The following is a 17,420-nucleotide window of genomic DNA, read 5'->3' as shown; positions in this document are numbered from 1 at the left end:
GCCTGGGGTGTCTGTCATCGGCAACGCGTCTTTCGTGGAGGTGGCGACATCGAGCGTACTTGCGGCGCTACAAACCAATGTTTTTATTGGATTTTTGTAACAGGGCGCTGATTGGCGGGAGGCGTGTATCAGGTAAAATGCACGGCAGACAGGGTTTGGTCACCTTGCCAAAAATGCCACGAATGGCGTGATCCAATGCACGGCGATGCCACAGCATTGGCATTACTGATTCAGCGGCAAATCCTCTGGCAGCTCCATGGGTCGTGGGCTGTAGTCGAAAGAGGTGTGCCGCATTTCGGTAAAAAAACTACAGAAAGTTCGCTCTGCAATGGCGCTGAAGATATTGCCCAAATGACAGCAAGAGTGGCATGAAGGCCGCCATGCAGAGAGTGGTGTCAGAGCCGCAAGTGGAAAGCACATTGAATGCACCTTCCGTCTGAGCATCGTCGGTTGCGGTTCAGGGTCGTGTTCTGATCATCTTGAACGATACGCCTACATTCTGACTGGGGATGACGGCGGGATATGACAAGCCATGTGCATGATTCATATGGCGGAAATATCGCTGTAAGCGTTGCGGATCACACTGGTGCAGCGTGAATGAAGTCGCAGCGGCCAGTCGCAAGACGCCGAGACCGTCAGGGTCCGGTACCTAAATGCACGAGGGCCCACCCTCGGCAGCCGCGTGACAGCCAGGCAAGGCCGGCGACACGCATGACGCAGCAGGAACTGAAGACGTTATCGAATCCATCCCGGCGGCCATGTGCGGCGGGGGAAGGCGCGATGATCATGGCACTGGGGTGCCGGGTCATCGGGCCTGTCGACTCAACGGACTTCAGATGAAAAATGCACTGATAGCACGACTTCTGGGCGCCAGCTTGAGCATCGGCGCCCTCACCGGGCTCGCCGGGTGCGTCTTCGCCCCCGGTGGCAACATCGACTACGACACCAGCGCTGCGCCGGTGGACGACATCGTCGATGTGGAACCGATCACCTTTGGCCTGATCAAGGCCCAGGCGCGCGCAGACGCCGAATCACGCCAATCCAGTGGCGATGACAGGCAGCGTCGTGAGCTTGAAAAGGCGCTGGCCCAGGAGCTCAACAGCAGCACGCGCGCCAGTCTGGCACCGGACTATCAGTACCGTGTCGGCCCCGGCGACATCCTGACCATCATCGTCTATGACCATCCCGAGCTGACCTTGCCGACGGGTTCCGAGCGCAGTGCGCAGGAAGCCGGCAACGTCGTGCACGCCGATGGCACGCTGTTCTATCCCTATGTCGGTCGCGTCAAGGTCAGTGGCATGACGCTGGACCAGATTCGCCGTGATCTCGGCGAGAAGCTGCAGCCCTACCTGAATGCGCCGCAGATCGACGTCAAGGTCGCCGCCTTCCGCAGCCAGAAGGTGCGGATCACCGGCGAGGTGCAGTCTCCCGGCGTGCAACCGATCAGCGATGTGCCGCTGAGCCTGCTGGACGCCATCGCGGCGGCGGGTGGTCTGTCCGAAGACGCCGATTGGCACAACGTGGTGCTCAAGCGCAATGGCGAAGAGACCACCATCTCCCTCTATGAGCTGCTGGCCGAGCGCAATGGCGCCAACGATGAGGCGGGCAATGATCGCCTGCTCAAGGATGGCGACACCCTCTACGTGCCGGACGTCGGTACCCAGAAGGTGTTCGTGATGGGCGAGGTGGACAAGTCCATCAGCCTGCCGCTGGGCAGAAGCCCGATCTCGCTGACCGATGCCATCGCGCGTGCCGGCGGCATCAAGGAAAACTCCGCCGATGCGTCGGGCATCTTCGTCATCCGTCGTGATCGTGAAGACCCCGAGAAGCTGGCCACCGTCTATCAGCTGGATGCGCGCAATTCCACGGCGCTGATTCTGGGCGCGGACTTCGGCCTCAAGCCGCAGGACGTCGTCTATGTCACCGCCGCACCGGTCTCGCGCTGGAACCGTGTGATTACCCAGCTGCTGCCGACGGTGAGTTCCATCTACTACAGCACCGAAATCCAGGACAACCTCGATACCCTCGGCCAGTAAGGCGAGGGGTCGTCAAGGCGTCCCTGCCCGGCACCGCCGTGGCCGGGCAGGACACCAGGAGAGTGACCCAACGATGTCGAACCGCAATTCCCACACCGCGCGTCAGGCCTCGGCCAGCGAGTCGTCAAGCGTGCCCGCGCGCACCAGTCTTGATCTCGGCCGCATGCTGGGCCAGCTGTATGACAGCCGTCTGACGCTGGCGCTGATCACCGGCACCTTCACCGTGCTGGCGGTGCTCTACGCGCTGCTGGCGACTCCGATCTACAAGGCCGATGCGCTGGTGCAGGTCGAGGAGGGCGGCGGCAACATGAACCCGCTGCGTGATGTCTCCAGCCTGCTGCGTGGCGAGGCACCGCCGTCCGAGTCCGAGATCCAGATCATCACCTCACGCCTGGTGCTGGGCGAGACGGTCAAGAAGGAGCAGCTGGATCTGGTGGTCAAGCCGTATCAGTACCCGCTGATCGGCACCTTCCTGCGCACCCACGAATTCGCGCGTCCGAGCTGGCTTGCCGGGTCCAGCATGGTCTGGGCCGGCGAGTCGATCGACGTGGCCAGCCTGGAAGTGCCGGCGGCCTGGGACAATGTGCCGCTGACGCTGGTGTCGCTGGGAGAGGGCGGTGAGTACGAATTGCAGTACGACGGCGATGCGCTGGGCACCGGTGCGGTCGGCGAAGCCTCGCGCTTCGATGGCCCGCTGGGCGAGGTGACGCTCCAGGTCAGCGCACTGGACGCGGCGAGGGGCGCTGAATTCACGCTGATGCATCAGTCGACCCTGGAAGCGACCAACGCGCTGCGTTCACGCTTCGCGGTGGCCGAGATGGGCAAGGAAACCGGGGTGCTGGGCCTGGCGCTGGTCGGCGAAGACCCGCTGCGCACCCAGCAGACCCTGCAGCGCATCACCGATACCTACCAGCAGCAGAACATCGAGCGTCAGTCCGCCGAAGCCGAGAAGTCGCTCGAGTTTCTCAAGAAGCAGGTGCCGACGGTGCGTGAGCGCCTCGAAGTGGCCGAGAACCGTCTCAATGCCTATCGCGGCAAGAGCGATAGCGTGAATCTGGATCTCGAGACCAAGTCGGTGCTCGAGCAGCTGGTCAATATCGACAATCAGATCAACGAGACCCAGCTGGAAGAAGCGGAGCTGTCCGGCAAGTTCAACCCCAGTCACCCCAACTACGTGGCGCTGCGCAAGAAGCGTGCGGACCTGCAGCAGACCCGCAAGGAGCTGGAGAAGCAGGTCGGTGATCTGCCGGACACCCAGCAGGAAATCCTGCGTCTGGAGCGTGAAGTCGAGGTCAATCAGCAGATCTACGTGCAGCTGCTCAACAAGACCCAGGAAATGAACATCGCCCAGGCCAGCACCATCGGCAATATCCGCATACTGGACGAGGCCGTCGCACAGCCGCATCCGATCAGTCCGCGCAAGGCGATGATCGTGGTGATCGCGACCCTGCTGGGCGGCATGCTCGGGGTGGTCTTCGTGCTGCTGCGCTCCATGCTGCATCGCGGTATCGAGACGCCGTCGGAGCTGTCCGACCTGGGCCTCAATGTCCACGCGACCCTGCCGCTCTCCGAAGAGCAGGCACGCCTCAACCGTCGTCTGGCGCGTGGCTTCAAGCGCTTCACCGGGCGTGGTGTCGCCGCAGCGGCTAATGACAATGTCGCGCCGGGGCTGCTGGCGATCCGCAATCCGGCGGATCTCTCCATCGAGGGCCTGCGCGGTCTGCGCACCAGCCTGCACTTCGCGATGATGGAAGCCCCCGACAATCGCCTGATGATCTGTGGCCCGAGCCCGGGCATCGGCAAGAGCTTCGTGTCCGCCAACCTGGCCGCCGTCTGCGCCCAGGCCGGCAACCGGGTGCTGGTCATCGATGCTGACATGCGCCGCGGCCATGTCCACCAGAGCATGGCGGGTGTCCAGCACAGCGACGCCGCACCGGGCCTGAGCGACTTCCTGCTCGGCAAGGCCGACCGCGACAGCATCGTGCGTGGCATCACCGATCCGAGTCTGGCGATGTCCGAGACCGCCGCTGCGGCGCTTGACGAAGGGGTGGCCGCCAATGGGGCGCCGAGCAACCTGTGCTACGTGGCGCGCGGTACTACGCCCTCCAATCCGTCGGAGCTGCTGCTGCAGTCACGCTTCAGCGACCTGCTGACGTGGGCCAGCGCCAACTTCGACATGGTCATCGTCGATACACCGCCGATCCTGGCCGTCACCGATGCCGCCATCGTCGGCAAGCAGTGCGGTGTCAGCGTGATGGTGACGCGCTTCATGCATAACTCGCCCAAGGAAATCGAAGCGGCGCTGGAGCGCTTCGCCTCCAGTGGCGTGCACGTCGATGGCGCGATTCTCAATGCCGTCGAGCGCAAGGCCACCACGACCTACAGCTACGGCTACAGCTATCACGATTATCAGTACCAGGGTGGCGCCAAGGGTTAGCGGCCACTTGCATTAGAGCCCGCGAACCCGATGTCCGAGACTGCGTGCCTCGTTGGCAGTGGGGATCGGCAGTCGAGGCGAGAGCCGAGGCAGTACGGGTGAAGCATCGGGTAGCACGCCGTCGAGCGACGGCGCCAGCGGCTCCGAGCGTGATGAACGGAACCACAACACGAACGCAAGCCAAGGGGGTAACGGCATATGAATACCACGACGAACCATGCAAGCTCCGGGCTGGAAGGGCGTCAGCGACACTCCCGCATGTACGAGCGACTGATGTTCAACTCGCTGTGTCAGGCCATCGTCGGTCTGATTCTGGCAGTGGGTGTCCCGCTGCTGCTGATCAATGGCCTGCGCCCGTGGGTCAGCGAGATGCGCATGCACAGTGTCATCGCCGCCAGCGGCGGCTTCCTGCTCGCATTGCAGGCGATTCGTCACATGTCGCGCTACCCCGGCGCCAAGGCCTTCGCCTATGTGCTGCCGGCCATCACCATCAGCTATCTGCTGGCGATGAGCGTGCTGATCGCGCTGGATCTGCGCTTCAGCCGCCTCGTGCTCGGCAGCTCCTGGCTGGCGGCGATGCTGATCTGCTCCATCGGCTTCTGGGCCGAGCAGCGCACCCGCATCCGCAAGCTGGCCGTGGTGCCCTTCGGTGACTACCGCAGCCTGTTCACCACCCGTGGGGCACGCTGGAACCTGATGCGCGCTCCGGATCTCGGCGAAGAGCGCTACAATGGCGTGGTCGCCGACCTGGAAGCCGAGATGCCGGCAGAATGGCAGCGTTTCCTGGCCAACTGCGTGCTGCATCGCATCCCGGTCTATGACGCCAGCGAAGTCCGCGAGTCGCTGACCGGCCGTGTCGAGCTCGATCAGGTGCGTGAGAACAGCTTCGGTCAGCTGGCCCCCAACAGTGAATATGAGCTGTTCAAGCGTCTGTTCGACATGCTGGCCGTGCTCGCCGTGGCACCGTTCGTGCTGCCGATCTGCCTGGTGACCGCCGTGCTGATCCGCCTCGATTCGCCGGGTGGCGTGTTCTTCGTGCAGGAACGTGTCGGCCAGGGTGGTCGTCCGTATCGCATGTTCAAGTTCCGCAGCATGTGCCACGACAGCGAGAAGACCGGCGCCCAGTTCGCCCAGGCCAATGACATGCGCGTGACCCGCATCGGTCGCGTGATCCGCAAGACCCGCATCGATGAGCTGCCGCAGTTCATCAACGTGCTCAAGGGCGAGATGAGCCTGATCGGCCCGCGTCCGGAGCAGGTCAAGTTCGTGAATGAATTCGCCGAACAGATCCCGTTCTACAACTACCGTCACGTAGTCCGCCCGGGCATCACCGGCTGGGCACAGGTCACTCAGGGTTACGCCTCTGACGCCGACGAGACCCGCGAGAAGCTCGAGCACGACTTCTACTACATCAAGCGCTTCTCCGTGTGGCTCGACCTGCTGATCGTCGGCCGTACCATCAAGACCATGCTGACCGGCTTCGGGGCACGCTGAGCATGCTGACCGTCAGTGGCTATTACGTCGGCTTCATGGCCCTGCTGGTGGCAATCCTGCCGCTGGCCGCCAACGAGCGCACCCGCATGGTGGGTGCCTGGTTGGCCGGTGGGCTGTGTCTGGCGTTCATGGCATTGCGTTACGACGCAGGGTACGACTACTTCTCGTACCGCCAGATGGCCACCTGGCAGGTCGACCTGAGCTTTCTCGAGCCCGCACCTGCTGCCCTGGCACGCATGGCGCGGGCCTGGGGCGAGCCGCAGCTGTTCTTCATCATCACCGCCATCCTCTACGTGTCGTGCTTCGTCTCGGCACTGGTGATGAGCCGTCGCAATCTGGCCTGGTGCCTGCTGTTCTTCGTCTGCCTGCCGCTGATCTATCTGTCGGCCTTCGGGTTCGTGAAGCAGCACGTGGCGATTGCGCTGTTCATGCTGGCGATGGCGTGCCTGGAACGCGGCATGCGGCTGCCCGCGCTGGTGCTGATGCTTGTCGGCACCAGCTTCCACTACACCCTGGCACTGTATCTGCCCCTGCTGGTGATCTATCCGCTGCTGCGTCGTGCCTACCCGTTCTGGCTCTACCTGGGGCTGCTGCCACTGTGTTTCGTGGCCGGGCCGCTGGCCAAGAGCATTCTCAGTGCGCTGGGCCTCTATGCGCATTATTTCGAGGATTTCTCCGGCGGTGGCGAGAAGCTCTACGTCATCTACCTGTTGATCTGCCTGGGCACCCTGGTGATGTGGAAGCATTTCCGCCTGTCACTGGACCCCTGGGCCTTCAACCTGATGTTCATCGGCGTGGCGCTCTACACCCTGTTCATCACCTACGGTGAGCATGTGGCACGTGCCAGCTATTATTTCCTGCCGTTCGCCATCTTCGTCATCTGTGACGTGATCGAGCATTTCCGCGACAAGCTGTTGCCCAGCCTGATCAGCGGCGTGCTGATGATGGCGCTGTTCTTCATGTCGCTGAAGGTGGCGGCCGGCAATCAGGACCACGATTTCTTGAACAACTACGAGTTCTATTTCCTCAGCGATGAAGCCCTGGTCGTCGGCAACGGAGGCCAGTCATGAGCGAAGCGCTGATCTTCTCGCTGTTCAATCTGATGGCGCGCGGCCTGTCCTCCGCCGCGGGCCTGCTGCTGGCGCGTGCCGTGGCGCCGGAGGCCTTCGGTGAATACGCGCTGGCCCTCAACTACGCGGTACTGCTGGGCGTACTGGCGCGCATGGGCGGCAACGAGGTGTTGCTGGTCACCCGCGACGGCGCCAGCGCGTCGGCACTGCGCCGCTGGATGGGCGTCGGTATCTCGCTGTATGCCTTGCTGGCGATCGGCTTCGCCGTCGGCATCGCGCCGCTGCTGGGTCTGTCGGCCTTCATCTTCGCCTTCTGTGCGCTGCGCGCCGCGGCGGAGCAGGTCGGCCTGCAGATGATCAACTCACGCCTGCAGCGTCAGGAGCGTTTAGGTCGCGTCAATCTGATGACGGTGCTGATCTCGCTGGCGGTGGCGATCGCGGTCGCCTGCGCCGCGGGGCCGGCGCTCTACCATCAGGGCGTCGAGCTCGTGACCGGCGCCGAGTTCAGCGTTGACCTGACCACCCCCGCCGGCATGTTCGGCCTGGCGCCGGTGCCGACCTTCGTGATGGTCAGCGCCCTCGCGCTGGTCATCGTGATGACGCTGGGCATGTGGCTGTCGCGTGATGCGCTAGCGGATGCCCGGGCCGAGGCCGACGCGGCGGCGGGCCATGAGGGCGCGGACCAAGAGGGCGCGGGCCAGCGTCGCCTGCCTAGCAAGGCCGATTTCGCGCGCGGTCGCGGCTTTCTCTACAACAACCTGATGTCGTTCGCCTACCTGCAGGCCTGGGTGATTCTGGCCGGGCTGGCGTTTGCGCCCGCTCAGGTGGCCAGTGTCTCGGTGGTGACCTCCATCGTGTTCGCGCTCTATGTCTTCCCCACCAGCCTGTATCGCTACTACCTGCCCAAGCTGACCCACGGCGATGCGCGCCTCAAGGAGTACCTGGCCATCGCCAGTGGCTTCGCGCTGCCGGTGGCGGGAGGGCTGGCGCTGATCGCGCCGTGGCTGGCGGAACACTTCCTGAGCGGCGCCTACCCGCGCCTGACCCTGACGCTGCGCGCCTTCGCGCTGGTCTATCTGGTGCACGCCTTCGTCACCTGCGCCTTCACGCGTCTGGCCGCGCTGCGCCTCAACGGCAAGCGCCTGCTGTGCCAGAGCACCGGCGCCACGCTGGTGGTCGGCGGGGGCCTTGCGATCGCGGCGCTCAATCACTCGCTGGGCAACGCGCCCGGTGACACCGGCAGCCTCCTGGGCGTCGATCTCTACAGCCTCTTCCTGTGTGTGCCGGTCGCCGCCGAAGTGGTGATGCTGGCGATGGCGATCCTCTTTCAGCCATCACTCTCCCGCGGCGGCAAGGCACACGAAGACAACGCTGCGGCGAGTGCCTGACCGGGCTTCACGAGCGCAGCAGGAATCGGAAGGTCAGCATCTGTGCCTTCCGGTTGATGACATGACGGCGATGCCGGGCATGCAGACACAGCCCTCAGGCATCGCGCGTTCGAATCGCGACATTACGGACAGAAGGACGAACAGCATGGCCAAGATATGCATGACGCACGGATGGCATGACGACAACAAGGGCGACTCTGCCATCCTGATGGGCACCATCGACTTCCTCGATCAGCTGATCGATGCCGAACAGGGCCGCAGCGATGTCTCCGGTGCCGGCGTGGCCAAAGCCGAAGGCCACCGCATCGACATCCTGCCCATCGATGATCAGGTGTTCGCCACCGAGCGCGGCCCGTTCCGCCATATTCGTCGTCGCTACCGTGAACGCGTCACCGTCGGCCAGCCGCTGATGCCGCCGATGCGTGACAAGCTGCGCTTCGTGACCTCGCTGCTCGGCCTGGGCGCCAAGATGATGTTCGGCAAGCAGGGCAAGAGTGGCAACGACATCATCGACGCCGCGGACCTGGTGGTCGTCAAGGGTGGTCATATCTTCCACAACGGCAGCTTCAAGAAGACGCTGTCCTCGTGGCTGGCGCTGATCGGCTATCTGGCGCCGGTGATGCTGGCCCGCAAGGCCGGCAAGCGCGCCTTGCTGCTGGGTCACTCCTTCGGCCCGTTCAAGACCCCGGCCCAGGAGCGCTTCTTCCTGCGTACCCTGAGCGATTGCCTGGTGGTCTCGCGTGAGGAAATCACCCATGCCATGACCCAGAAGGCCGACCCGAAGCTTCCGCACGCGCTGCTGGGCACCGACATGGCCTTCGCCATGGCCCCGCGCGCCAGCGACGAGCATGCCGCGGTCAAGGCGCCGAATGGCGTGGCCTCGCCGTATGCCGTGATCACCCTGCGCGACTGGTGGGGCCTGGATCAGCAAGCCTTCGCCGAGCGTGTCGAGGTGCTGTCGCGCTCACTGCTGGAATCCCGCGAGCGTCTGGGCATCGAGCGCCTGCTGGTGGTGCCGCACGTGCTGGGCCCGACCGATATCGAGAATGACCAGCGCATCTCCCAGCTGGTGTTCGATCATCTGCAGAAGGCATTGGCCACGGCGGGCGGTGAAGACCTCGCCACGCGTATCGAGCTGGTACAGGGCGATCCGAGCCCTGACGCGCTGGTCGATCTCTACCGCGATGCCCAGTTCCTGGTCGGCACCCGCTTCCACTCGGTCATCTTCGCGCTGATGTCCGGCACGCCGGTCTACGCGCTGTCCTACTGCGGTCCCAAGGCGCCGGGCATCATGCGTGACTTCGGTCTCGGCGACAGCGTGCAGGACATCGAGAACTTCGACCCGGCGCGCATCGTGGCCGATATCGAACAGCTGGTCGCCGACAAGGCCTTCCCGGCGCTGGCCGAGAAGGTCATCGCCGACAAGCTGGCGATCACCGCCGACATCACGCGTGACTTCCTGCGCCGTGCACCGGGGCGTGCCGGCGTCTGGGGCCAGCGTGAATTGAAGCTCAATGACGCTGCCTTCCCGGCACCGGTGGCCACTGCCACCACTGCTGCGCCAGTCAATTCTGCGCCGGCCGATGCCGCAGCGGCCGATACCATGGCCGCGGATGCGCCTGCCGGCGACAACAGCGCGACTGCCGCTCACGACAGCGAGCCTGTCGTGCGAGGAGCCTGATATGGCACATGTCGCTCTGTTGATTCAGGACATCAGTGCCTGTGGTGGCGTCGAGAAGGTGATGCATGGTCTGGCGCGGGACCTGAGCGCCAGCCACCGGGTCACGCTGGTCTCGGTGCGCGAAGGCGAGCCCTACTGGGGGCGTCTGGAGGGTGTCGAATATCGCACCCTCGGGCTGCCGGCCACCGGCACGCGCCAGAACTTCCGCCATTGGGTGACGCATCTGCGTCGCCTGATGCTGGAGGAGCGGGTCGAGGTGATGGTCAGTGGCTACTTCGCCTTCCATCTGGCGGCGCAGCTGGCGGCGCGCGGTACCGGTGGTGTCGATGGCGAGGGGCGTCCGCGTCCGCGCACGCGCATCATCGCCCAGGAGCACAGCGCCTATCACCACGACCGCCGTGCCAAGCGCATCGTCAAGCAGCTGGCCTATCGCCACCTCGACGTGCTGCAGGTGCTCAATGAGGTCGATGCCGAATGCTGGCGTCGCCGCGGCCTTACGCCGACGGTGATTCCCAATTATCTGGATGACCAGCGGGCGGACGAGGCACGCAGCGGCTGCGAGCATCAGGTCGATGTGGTGATGGTCGGACGTCTGGCGCCGATCAAGCGCCTCGATCTGGCGATTCGTGCCTTCGCGGATTCCGGCTATCGTCGCGGCCGCCTGGTGGTGGTCGGTGACGGCCCGGAGCGTGAACGTCTGCTGGCGCTGTGCAACGAGCTGGGGCTGCGTGTCTTCCAGGGCGCCAACGACAGTACGGTGCCTGCCGGCACGCAGGTGCTGTTCACCGGCGCGCTCAGGGACGTCTCCCACGAGTTGCGGCGTGCACGCCTGTTGCTGCTGACCTCGGAGCGCGAATGCCTGCCGATGAACGTGATCGAGGCCAAGCGTGAGGGGCTGCCGTGCCTGTCGCGCCCGGTGCGTTCCGGTCCGCTGGCGCTGATCGAGCATGGCCGCGACGGGATGCTCAGCGCGGAACCGGATGGCAGCGGGGATGCCGCCATCATCGCGGAGCTTGCCCACGAGCTGGCGCGCCTCGAGTTCGATGACGAGCTTCTGCTGCGTCTCTCAAGCGGTGCCTGGCAGAGCTTTGACCGCTACAGCGCACACGCGGTGTTGCCGCAATATCAGCGTCTGATCTCACGTCTCGCGCCGCCGACGCCCGGCGATGCGGCGACTACCGAGCAAGCGCGTCAGGACTCATCCGCAGACACGCGCCCAGACACACACTCGCGTCGCGTTCAGCGACAGCCGCTTGAGGAGAAGGCCCATGGCTGATGTCTCCGTCATCATGCCCAACTACGGCTATGACCGCCGCCTGCACGCCGCCGTCGACTCGGTACTGGCCCAGAGCGAGCCGGTACGCGAGATCCTGATCAGCGACGATGCCTCGCCGGATGGCGCCGCCAGTCGTCTGCGTGACGACTTCGCGGCGCTGGACACCGCTGGCGTCGAGATCCGCGTGCTGGAAACCGACACCAACGGTGGCCCGGGCCGGGCACGCAACCGTGCCATCGCCGAGGCCAAGGGCCGCTATATCGCCTTTCTGGATGCCGACGATGCCTGGCTGCCCGAGAAGATCGAACGCCAGATCGCCTTCATGCAGGACACCGGCGCCGGGCTTTCCTACACCGGCTACGAGATGGTCGACGAGCAGGGCGAGCACGTCTCGTACTTCGCGCCGCCCGAGCGCCTGACGCGTGACGACATGCTGCGCTCCAACTCCATCGGCTGCCTGACCGCCATCTATGACGCCGGTCGTTATGGGCGCTTCTACATGCCGACGATCCGCAAGCGTCAGGACCTGGCGCTGTGGCTGATCATCATCGGTCAGCTGGGCCCGGCGCAGGGCATGCCGGAACCGCTGGCGCGCTATACGCGTCGCGAGAGCAGCGTGTCGTCCAACAAGTTCAAGGCCGCCGCCTATCAGTGGCGCCTGTATCGTGAGGTGCTGGGGATGGATGTGATCAGCGCCAGTCGCAACTTTGTCCATTACGCGGTGAACGGTTATGCAAAACATCGTTGAACAGGGTGTCGCGGCGTCCGCGACACCTTCCACCGAGTCCACGGCGGCTTCCCGCCATGCCGATGCAAGCGCGCAGCCGGCCCTCGGTTCGCGCCCGCGCGTGCTGGTCGGGGCACGTCAGGTGGATGACAGCGCGCGTCGTCAGGTGCCGGAGCTGACCTTCCTGATCTCGACCCTGGATGACGGCCTCTACAGCGTGCCGCGCCATGATGCGCTGCCCGGGGCGCGCTTTTTGATCGTGCATCAGCTGTCAGACCCTGCAAGCCGCGAGCAATATCGCGAGTACGCGCTGGCCAATTTCGATAGCCGTTTCGAGTACCTGGCGATCGACGGGCGGGGGCTGTCGAAGAGTCGCAACACGGCGCTGGCCGCCTGTGCCACGCGCTACGCCTATGTGCTGGATGACGACATCGAGCTGCATCCCCAGGCAGTCGCGCTGGTGATGGAAGCCTTCACCTGCACCGAAGCGGCCGCGATCAGCTTCCCCCACGTCAAGGCCTTCCCGCTGCATGAGCGAGACCCGGATCGGCCCGCGCCACCCGTGTCCTTCAAGACCCACAGCCTGATGTCACTGGCGCGCGTGCGCTCGGTCGACATGGCGCTGGATCTCTGCCAGTTCCATGCACGCTTCGATGAGCAGTTCGGCCTGGGCACCGATCAGCCCTCCGGCGAGGAGTTCATCGTGCTGAGCGATGCGCGTCGTCAGGGCGCGCGTCTGATGCGTGCCAATCTGGGTATCGTCGCCCATGCGGGGGTCACCTCCGGCAGCGACTTCTACAGCACGCCGGCCAAGGCGCGCACCAAGGGGCGCATGTTTGCCCGCGCCACCGGCAGTCGTTTCTCGCCGTTGTCATTGGCCTTTTTCCTGCGCAAGGCGCCGGTCGCCATGAAGCATGGCCACCTGGCGACCTTCGCGAAGCATTACTTTCGCTGATGGCTGCCGCGCCGCTGATGGCTCTCATTGACTGACGGTTCTGATTTGATGACGACTCTAGCGCGAAGGCATGGCCATCCATGAGATGGCCATTGCCGCCCGGGTAGTCAATTGATCAAGCGGCATATCAGGGAAGTTGCGACAGGCAGGATCAGAAAGATAAGTCACAAGTTATATAGGGTCATGTTTTGGATCATATTGCGCCCGACAGGATGACTTTTCACGAAGTTGCTTTATAACAGAGCCACACTTCGGGCAGCGATGATTGCCCGTCACTGACTCAAGCGGCGCGTCTTTTCCTGCGAGCTATCTGCAGTCTACCTGCAATCACCCTGCGAGCCTTCTGGCCCGTGGGTTGGGTAACCTCGCGCCGCTGTCACGAAATATCGCTGTTCAATGGGGGTTGATCCTCTTGCACAGGACATTGTCGGCATTTCATTTTCGGCCAACGAAGGCGGGAAATTCCGCCTGCGAAGACATCTCTTGAGAGAGATTCGAGGCAGTCTCGAGGGAGTCTTGAGGGAGTCTTGAGGGAGTCATGAGGGAGCAGGACTTTACGGCGAAATGCCCTGGAGTCCGCCTCGATTGCCGCTGAAAAGCCGTCAGATGTGCACGAGATTCTGCCGTCATTGCCTCGTTTCACTTTGAGTATCACGACACGATCTGGCGACAAGGCCAGCAAGGATGACATCAATGAAGATCACGATTTTTGGAAGCGGTTATGTCGGTCTGGTCACGGGTACCTGCCTGGCCGACGTCGGCCACGACGTAGTGTGCATGGATGTGGACGCCGCCAAGATCGAGGGTCTCAAGCAGGGCGAGATTCCCATCTATGAGCCGGGCCTTGAAGGCATGTTGCTGCGCAACGTGGAAGCCGGTCGCCTGAGCTTCACCACCGACGCGCGTGAAGCCGTCGAGCATGGCGTGCTGCAGTTCATCGCCGTGGGCACGCCGCCGGATGAAGACGGCAGCGCCGACCTCAAGTACGTGCTGTCCGTCGCCACCACCATCGGCGAGCACATGAATGACTACAAGGTCATCATCGACAAGTCCACCGTGCCGGTGGGCACGGCAGACCGCGTCAAGGCACGGGTCAATGACGTGCTCAAGGACCGTGGTGCAAGCGTTGATTTCGATGTCTGTTCCAACCCGGAATTCCTCAAGGAAGGCGCGGCGCTGGACGACTTCACGCGTGGCGCGCGCATCGTGGTCGGCACCGATTCCGAAGCGGTGCGTGAGCGTATGCGCGAATGCTACGCCCCCTACAACCGCAACCATGAAAAGCTGATGTTCATGGATGTGCGTGCCGCCGAGCTGACCAAGTACGCCGCCAACGCCATGCTGGCGACCAAGATCAGCTTCATGAACGAGATTTCCAATCTGGCCGAGCGTCTCGGCGCGGACATCGAGGAAGTGCGTCGCGGCATCGGCAGTGACCCGCGTATCGGCTACCACTTCATCTATCCGGGCTGTGGCTATGGCGGTTCCTGCTTCCCGAAGGACGTCCAGGCGCTGGCACGTACTGCCAGCCAGATCGGCTATGAAGCCGAGTTGCTGACCGCCGTGGAATCCGTCAACAAGCGCCAGAAGGTCACCCTGTTCGACAAGCTGTCGCGGGCCTTCGATGGCGACCTCAAAGGCAAGACCATCGCCGTCTGGGGGCTGGCCTTCAAGCCCAACACCGATGACATGCGCGATGCGCCGAGCCGCACGCTGATGGAAGCGCTGTGGGCCGCTGGCGCGACCGTGCAGGCCTATGACCCGGAAGCGATGAAGGAATGCCGCCGCATCTACGGCGAGCGCGATGAGCTGGTACTGGTCGCGGACCGTCAGCAGGCGGTCAAGGGCGCCGATGCGCTGGTGATCTGCACCGAGTGGAAGGAATTCCGCACCCTGGATGGCGAGTGGCTGAAGTCCCAGCTCGGCTTCCCGGTGGTGGTCGATGGCCGCAACCTGTTCGAGCCCACCGCCATGAAGGCCGCCGGCCTGATGTACTACGCGGTCGGCCGCGGTGACACCCTGCTGCTGAATCAGGCTTGAGCTTGCCGCTTGGCATCACAGCCCGAGCGTCAGTGCTCAAACGTCAATGCTCAGACATCAAGGCTCAAGCAGGCATTGAACGTCGCTGAAAGATTCAGCACGCGTACCTGATCTGCGTACGCACTCCCTGAAAGACATCCATTCAGTCGTGCCACGCTCTCCATGAGGGTGGCACGCAGTAGAGGAATTTCTCATGTGTGGCATCGTTGCCGGTCTGGCTCAGCGTGATATCAGCAAGATTCTGATCGAGGGGCTGCATCGCCTCGAATACCGCGGGTATGACTCCGCTGGCGTGGCGGTCATCGACCCTGCCGGAGAACTGAGTCGTGCGCGTGCCGTGGGCAAGGTACGTGCGCTGGAAGACGAGCTGCGCGAGGCGCCGCTGTCCGGCGCCATCGGCGTGGCGCACACCCGCTGGGCGACCCACGGGCGTCCTGCCCAGCACAATGCGCACCCGCATCTCTCCAGTGAGCGGGTTGCTGTCGTGCACAACGGCATCATCGAGAACCACGAAGCACTGCGCGGCGAGCTGGAAGGCGCCGGTTATGTCTTCACTTCCGAGACCGACACCGAGGTGGTCGCGCACCTGGTCGATCGCGAACTGTGCAGCGGCCTGGCACTGCCGGAGGCCGTCAATGCGGTCACCGCGCGTCTCGATGGCGCCTTCGCGCTGGCGGTGATGGAACAGCGCAACCCCGAGCTGCTGGTCGGCGCCCGTCAGGGCAGCCCGCTGGTGGTCGGCGTGGGGATCGATGAGCACTTCATCGCCTCTGACCCGCTGGCGCTGCTGCCGGTCACCGATCGCTTCATCTATCTCGATGAAGGCGACATGGTCGCCATCACGCCGGCGGGTATCCAGGTGCTGGAACGTACTGGCGACCGCGATGAGCTGACGCCGGTCACGCGTGAAGTGGTGCGTTACGAGCATAGTGTCGAAGCCGCCGGCAAGGGCGAGTATCGCCACTTCATGATGAAGGAAATCATGGAGCAGCCGCGTGTGCTGTCGCGCACTCTGGCCGAGCGACTGGACCCGCAGGGTGTGCGTCTGGAGGCCTTCGATGTCTCGCGTCACTCCTTCCTCGCGGCAGACAATGGGGCCGAGAAAGGCAAGCAGGTCGTGGATGTGGCGCGTCTGACGCAGCTTTTCGCGGATGTGCGTCAGGTACAGATCATCGCCTGTGGTACCAGCTATCACGCCGGCATGGTGGCGCGCTACTGGCTGGAAGAGGTCGCGGGCATTCCGGCTCAGGTCGAGGTGGCCTCGGAATTCCGTTATCGCGAGCGGGTCGCGGCACCGGGGACACTGTTCCTGACCCTGTCCCAGTCCGGCGAGACCGCCGATACGCTGGCGGCGCTGCGTGACATCCAGAAGCTCAACCGTGAAGGCCCGCAGGCCGGTCACTATCTGGCAAGCCTTGCCATCTGCAACGTGGCGGGCAGCTCGCTGGTGCGTGAATCCGACCTGTCACTGCTGACCCACGCCGGGCCGGAAATCGGGGTTGCCTCCACCAAGGCCTTCACCACCCAGCTGGTAGCGCTGATGCTGACCACCCTGGCGCTGCGTCAGGCCAAGGGCGATGCTCAGACGGATGACCTGCTGAGCCGTCAGCTGCTGATGCGTCTCAAGGACCTGCCGCACGTGATCGAGCAATCCCTGGCGCTGGATGGGGAGATCGCGCAGCTGGCGGAGAAGTTCATGCACCGTCACCACACCCTGTTCCTCGGCCGTGGCAGCCAGTATCCCATCGCCATGGAAGGGGCGCTCAAGCTCAAGGAAATCTCCTACATCCACGCCGAAGCCTACGCGGCCGGCGAACTCAAGCACGGCCCGCTGGCGTTGATCGATGAAGACATGCCGGTGGTGGCGGTCGCGCCGATGGATGACCTGATGGAGAAGCTGAAATCCAATCTGCAGGAAGTTCGCGCCCGCGGCGGTCAGCTGTTCGTGTTCGCGGACCCGGAAGTCAGCCTCAAGGCCGGCGAAGGCGTCCACGTCGTCACTGTGCCAGGCGTCTGTCGCTTCCTCGCACCGATCGTCTACGCGGTGCCGTTGCAGTTGCTCTCCTATCACGTCGCCGTGCTCAAGGGCACCGACGTCGATCAGCCGCGCAACCTCGCCAAGAGTGTCACGGTGGAGTGATCGACTGCGCTTGAGGCCATGAAGCAAACGAAAGGGACTGCCCATGGGCTAATGCCAGTCAGTTAACACTGACTGGCATTTTTCTTGGCCGGATACTTCTGCGGCCGGCGCCTGACCGATCGAGGATAAGACCGTTCGCGTCGTTCCGGTAAAACGAACGACGGTGCCATGTCCAG

Annotated in this window: 11 protein-coding genes; all 11 read left to right on the top strand. The window is 63.8% G+C overall.

The window, feature by feature from the left end; genetic code table 11:
* Window positions 1-836 precede the first annotated feature (836 nt).
* The 11 genes from IZU87_RS10990 (at window position 837) to glmS (ending at window position 17,244) form a co-directional block, all read left to right on the top strand.
* Complete coding sequence (locus tag IZU87_RS10990) at window positions 837-2,036, top strand: polysaccharide export protein (protein ID WP_213114537.1); 1,200 nt, start codon at window positions 837-839, stop codon at window positions 2,034-2,036.
* Window positions 2,037-2,109: 73 nt separating this feature from the next.
* Complete coding sequence (locus tag IZU87_RS10985; protein ID WP_213114536.1) at window positions 2,110-4,473, top strand: GNVR domain-containing protein; 2,364 nt, start codon at window positions 2,110-2,112, stop codon at window positions 4,471-4,473.
* A 198-nt stretch (window positions 4,474-4,671) separates the two neighbouring features.
* Window positions 4,672-5,967, top strand: coding sequence for a sugar transferase (locus tag IZU87_RS17715; RefSeq protein WP_249330547.1), 1,296 nt, complete (start codon window positions 4,672-4,674; stop codon window positions 5,965-5,967).
* Window positions 5,968-5,969: 2 nt separating this feature from the next.
* The gene (locus tag IZU87_RS10975) at window positions 5,970-7,037 is read left to right on the top strand and encodes an EpsG family protein (protein ID WP_131432419.1); all 1,068 of its coding nucleotides are present in this window, start codon (window positions 5,970-5,972) and stop codon (window positions 7,035-7,037) included.
* Window positions 7,034-8,425 (top strand): polysaccharide biosynthesis protein, encoded by a 1,392-nt coding sequence (locus IZU87_RS10970; RefSeq protein ID WP_213114535.1) that lies wholly within the window; start codon window positions 7,034-7,036, stop codon window positions 8,423-8,425. Before IZU87_RS10975 ends, IZU87_RS10970 begins: the two co-directional genes overlap by 4 nt.
* Before the next feature lie 145 nt (window positions 8,426-8,570).
* Complete coding sequence (locus IZU87_RS10965; protein WP_213114534.1) at window positions 8,571-10,106, top strand: polysaccharide pyruvyl transferase family protein; 1,536 nt, start codon at window positions 8,571-8,573, stop codon at window positions 10,104-10,106.
* Between the two features lies 1 nt (window position 10,107).
* A complete protein-coding gene (locus IZU87_RS10960; protein ID WP_213114533.1) occupies window positions 10,108-11,382 on the top strand; it encodes a glycosyltransferase in 1,275 nt (424 codons plus the stop codon).
* A complete protein-coding gene (locus IZU87_RS10955) occupies window positions 11,375-12,130 on the top strand; it encodes a glycosyltransferase family 2 protein (RefSeq protein WP_043334128.1) in 756 nt (251 codons plus the stop codon). Before IZU87_RS10960 ends, IZU87_RS10955 begins: the two co-directional genes overlap by 8 nt.
* Entirely contained in the window at window positions 12,114-13,064 is a 951-nt protein-coding gene (locus IZU87_RS10950; RefSeq protein ID WP_213114532.1) for a glycosyltransferase family A protein, read from the top strand. Before IZU87_RS10955 ends, IZU87_RS10950 begins: the two co-directional genes overlap by 17 nt.
* A gap of 693 nt (window positions 13,065-13,757) precedes the next feature.
* Window positions 13,758-15,104, top strand: coding sequence for a UDP-glucose dehydrogenase family protein (locus IZU87_RS10945; protein WP_213114531.1), 1,347 nt, complete (start codon window positions 13,758-13,760; stop codon window positions 15,102-15,104).
* A 193-nt stretch (window positions 15,105-15,297) separates the two neighbouring features.
* Window positions 15,298-17,244, top strand: coding sequence for a glutamine--fructose-6-phosphate transaminase (isomerizing) (gene glmS, locus IZU87_RS10940; protein ID WP_213114530.1), 1,947 nt, complete (start codon window positions 15,298-15,300; stop codon window positions 17,242-17,244).
* Window positions 17,245-17,420 lie beyond the last annotated feature (176 nt).

Origin of the sequence: Cobetia sp. MC34 (assembly GCF_018340035.1) — a bacterium.
Classification (GTDB): Bacteria; Pseudomonadota; Gammaproteobacteria; order Pseudomonadales; family Halomonadaceae; genus Cobetia; species Cobetia amphilecti.
This window is presented reverse-complemented; position numbering and strand designations above follow the sequence as displayed.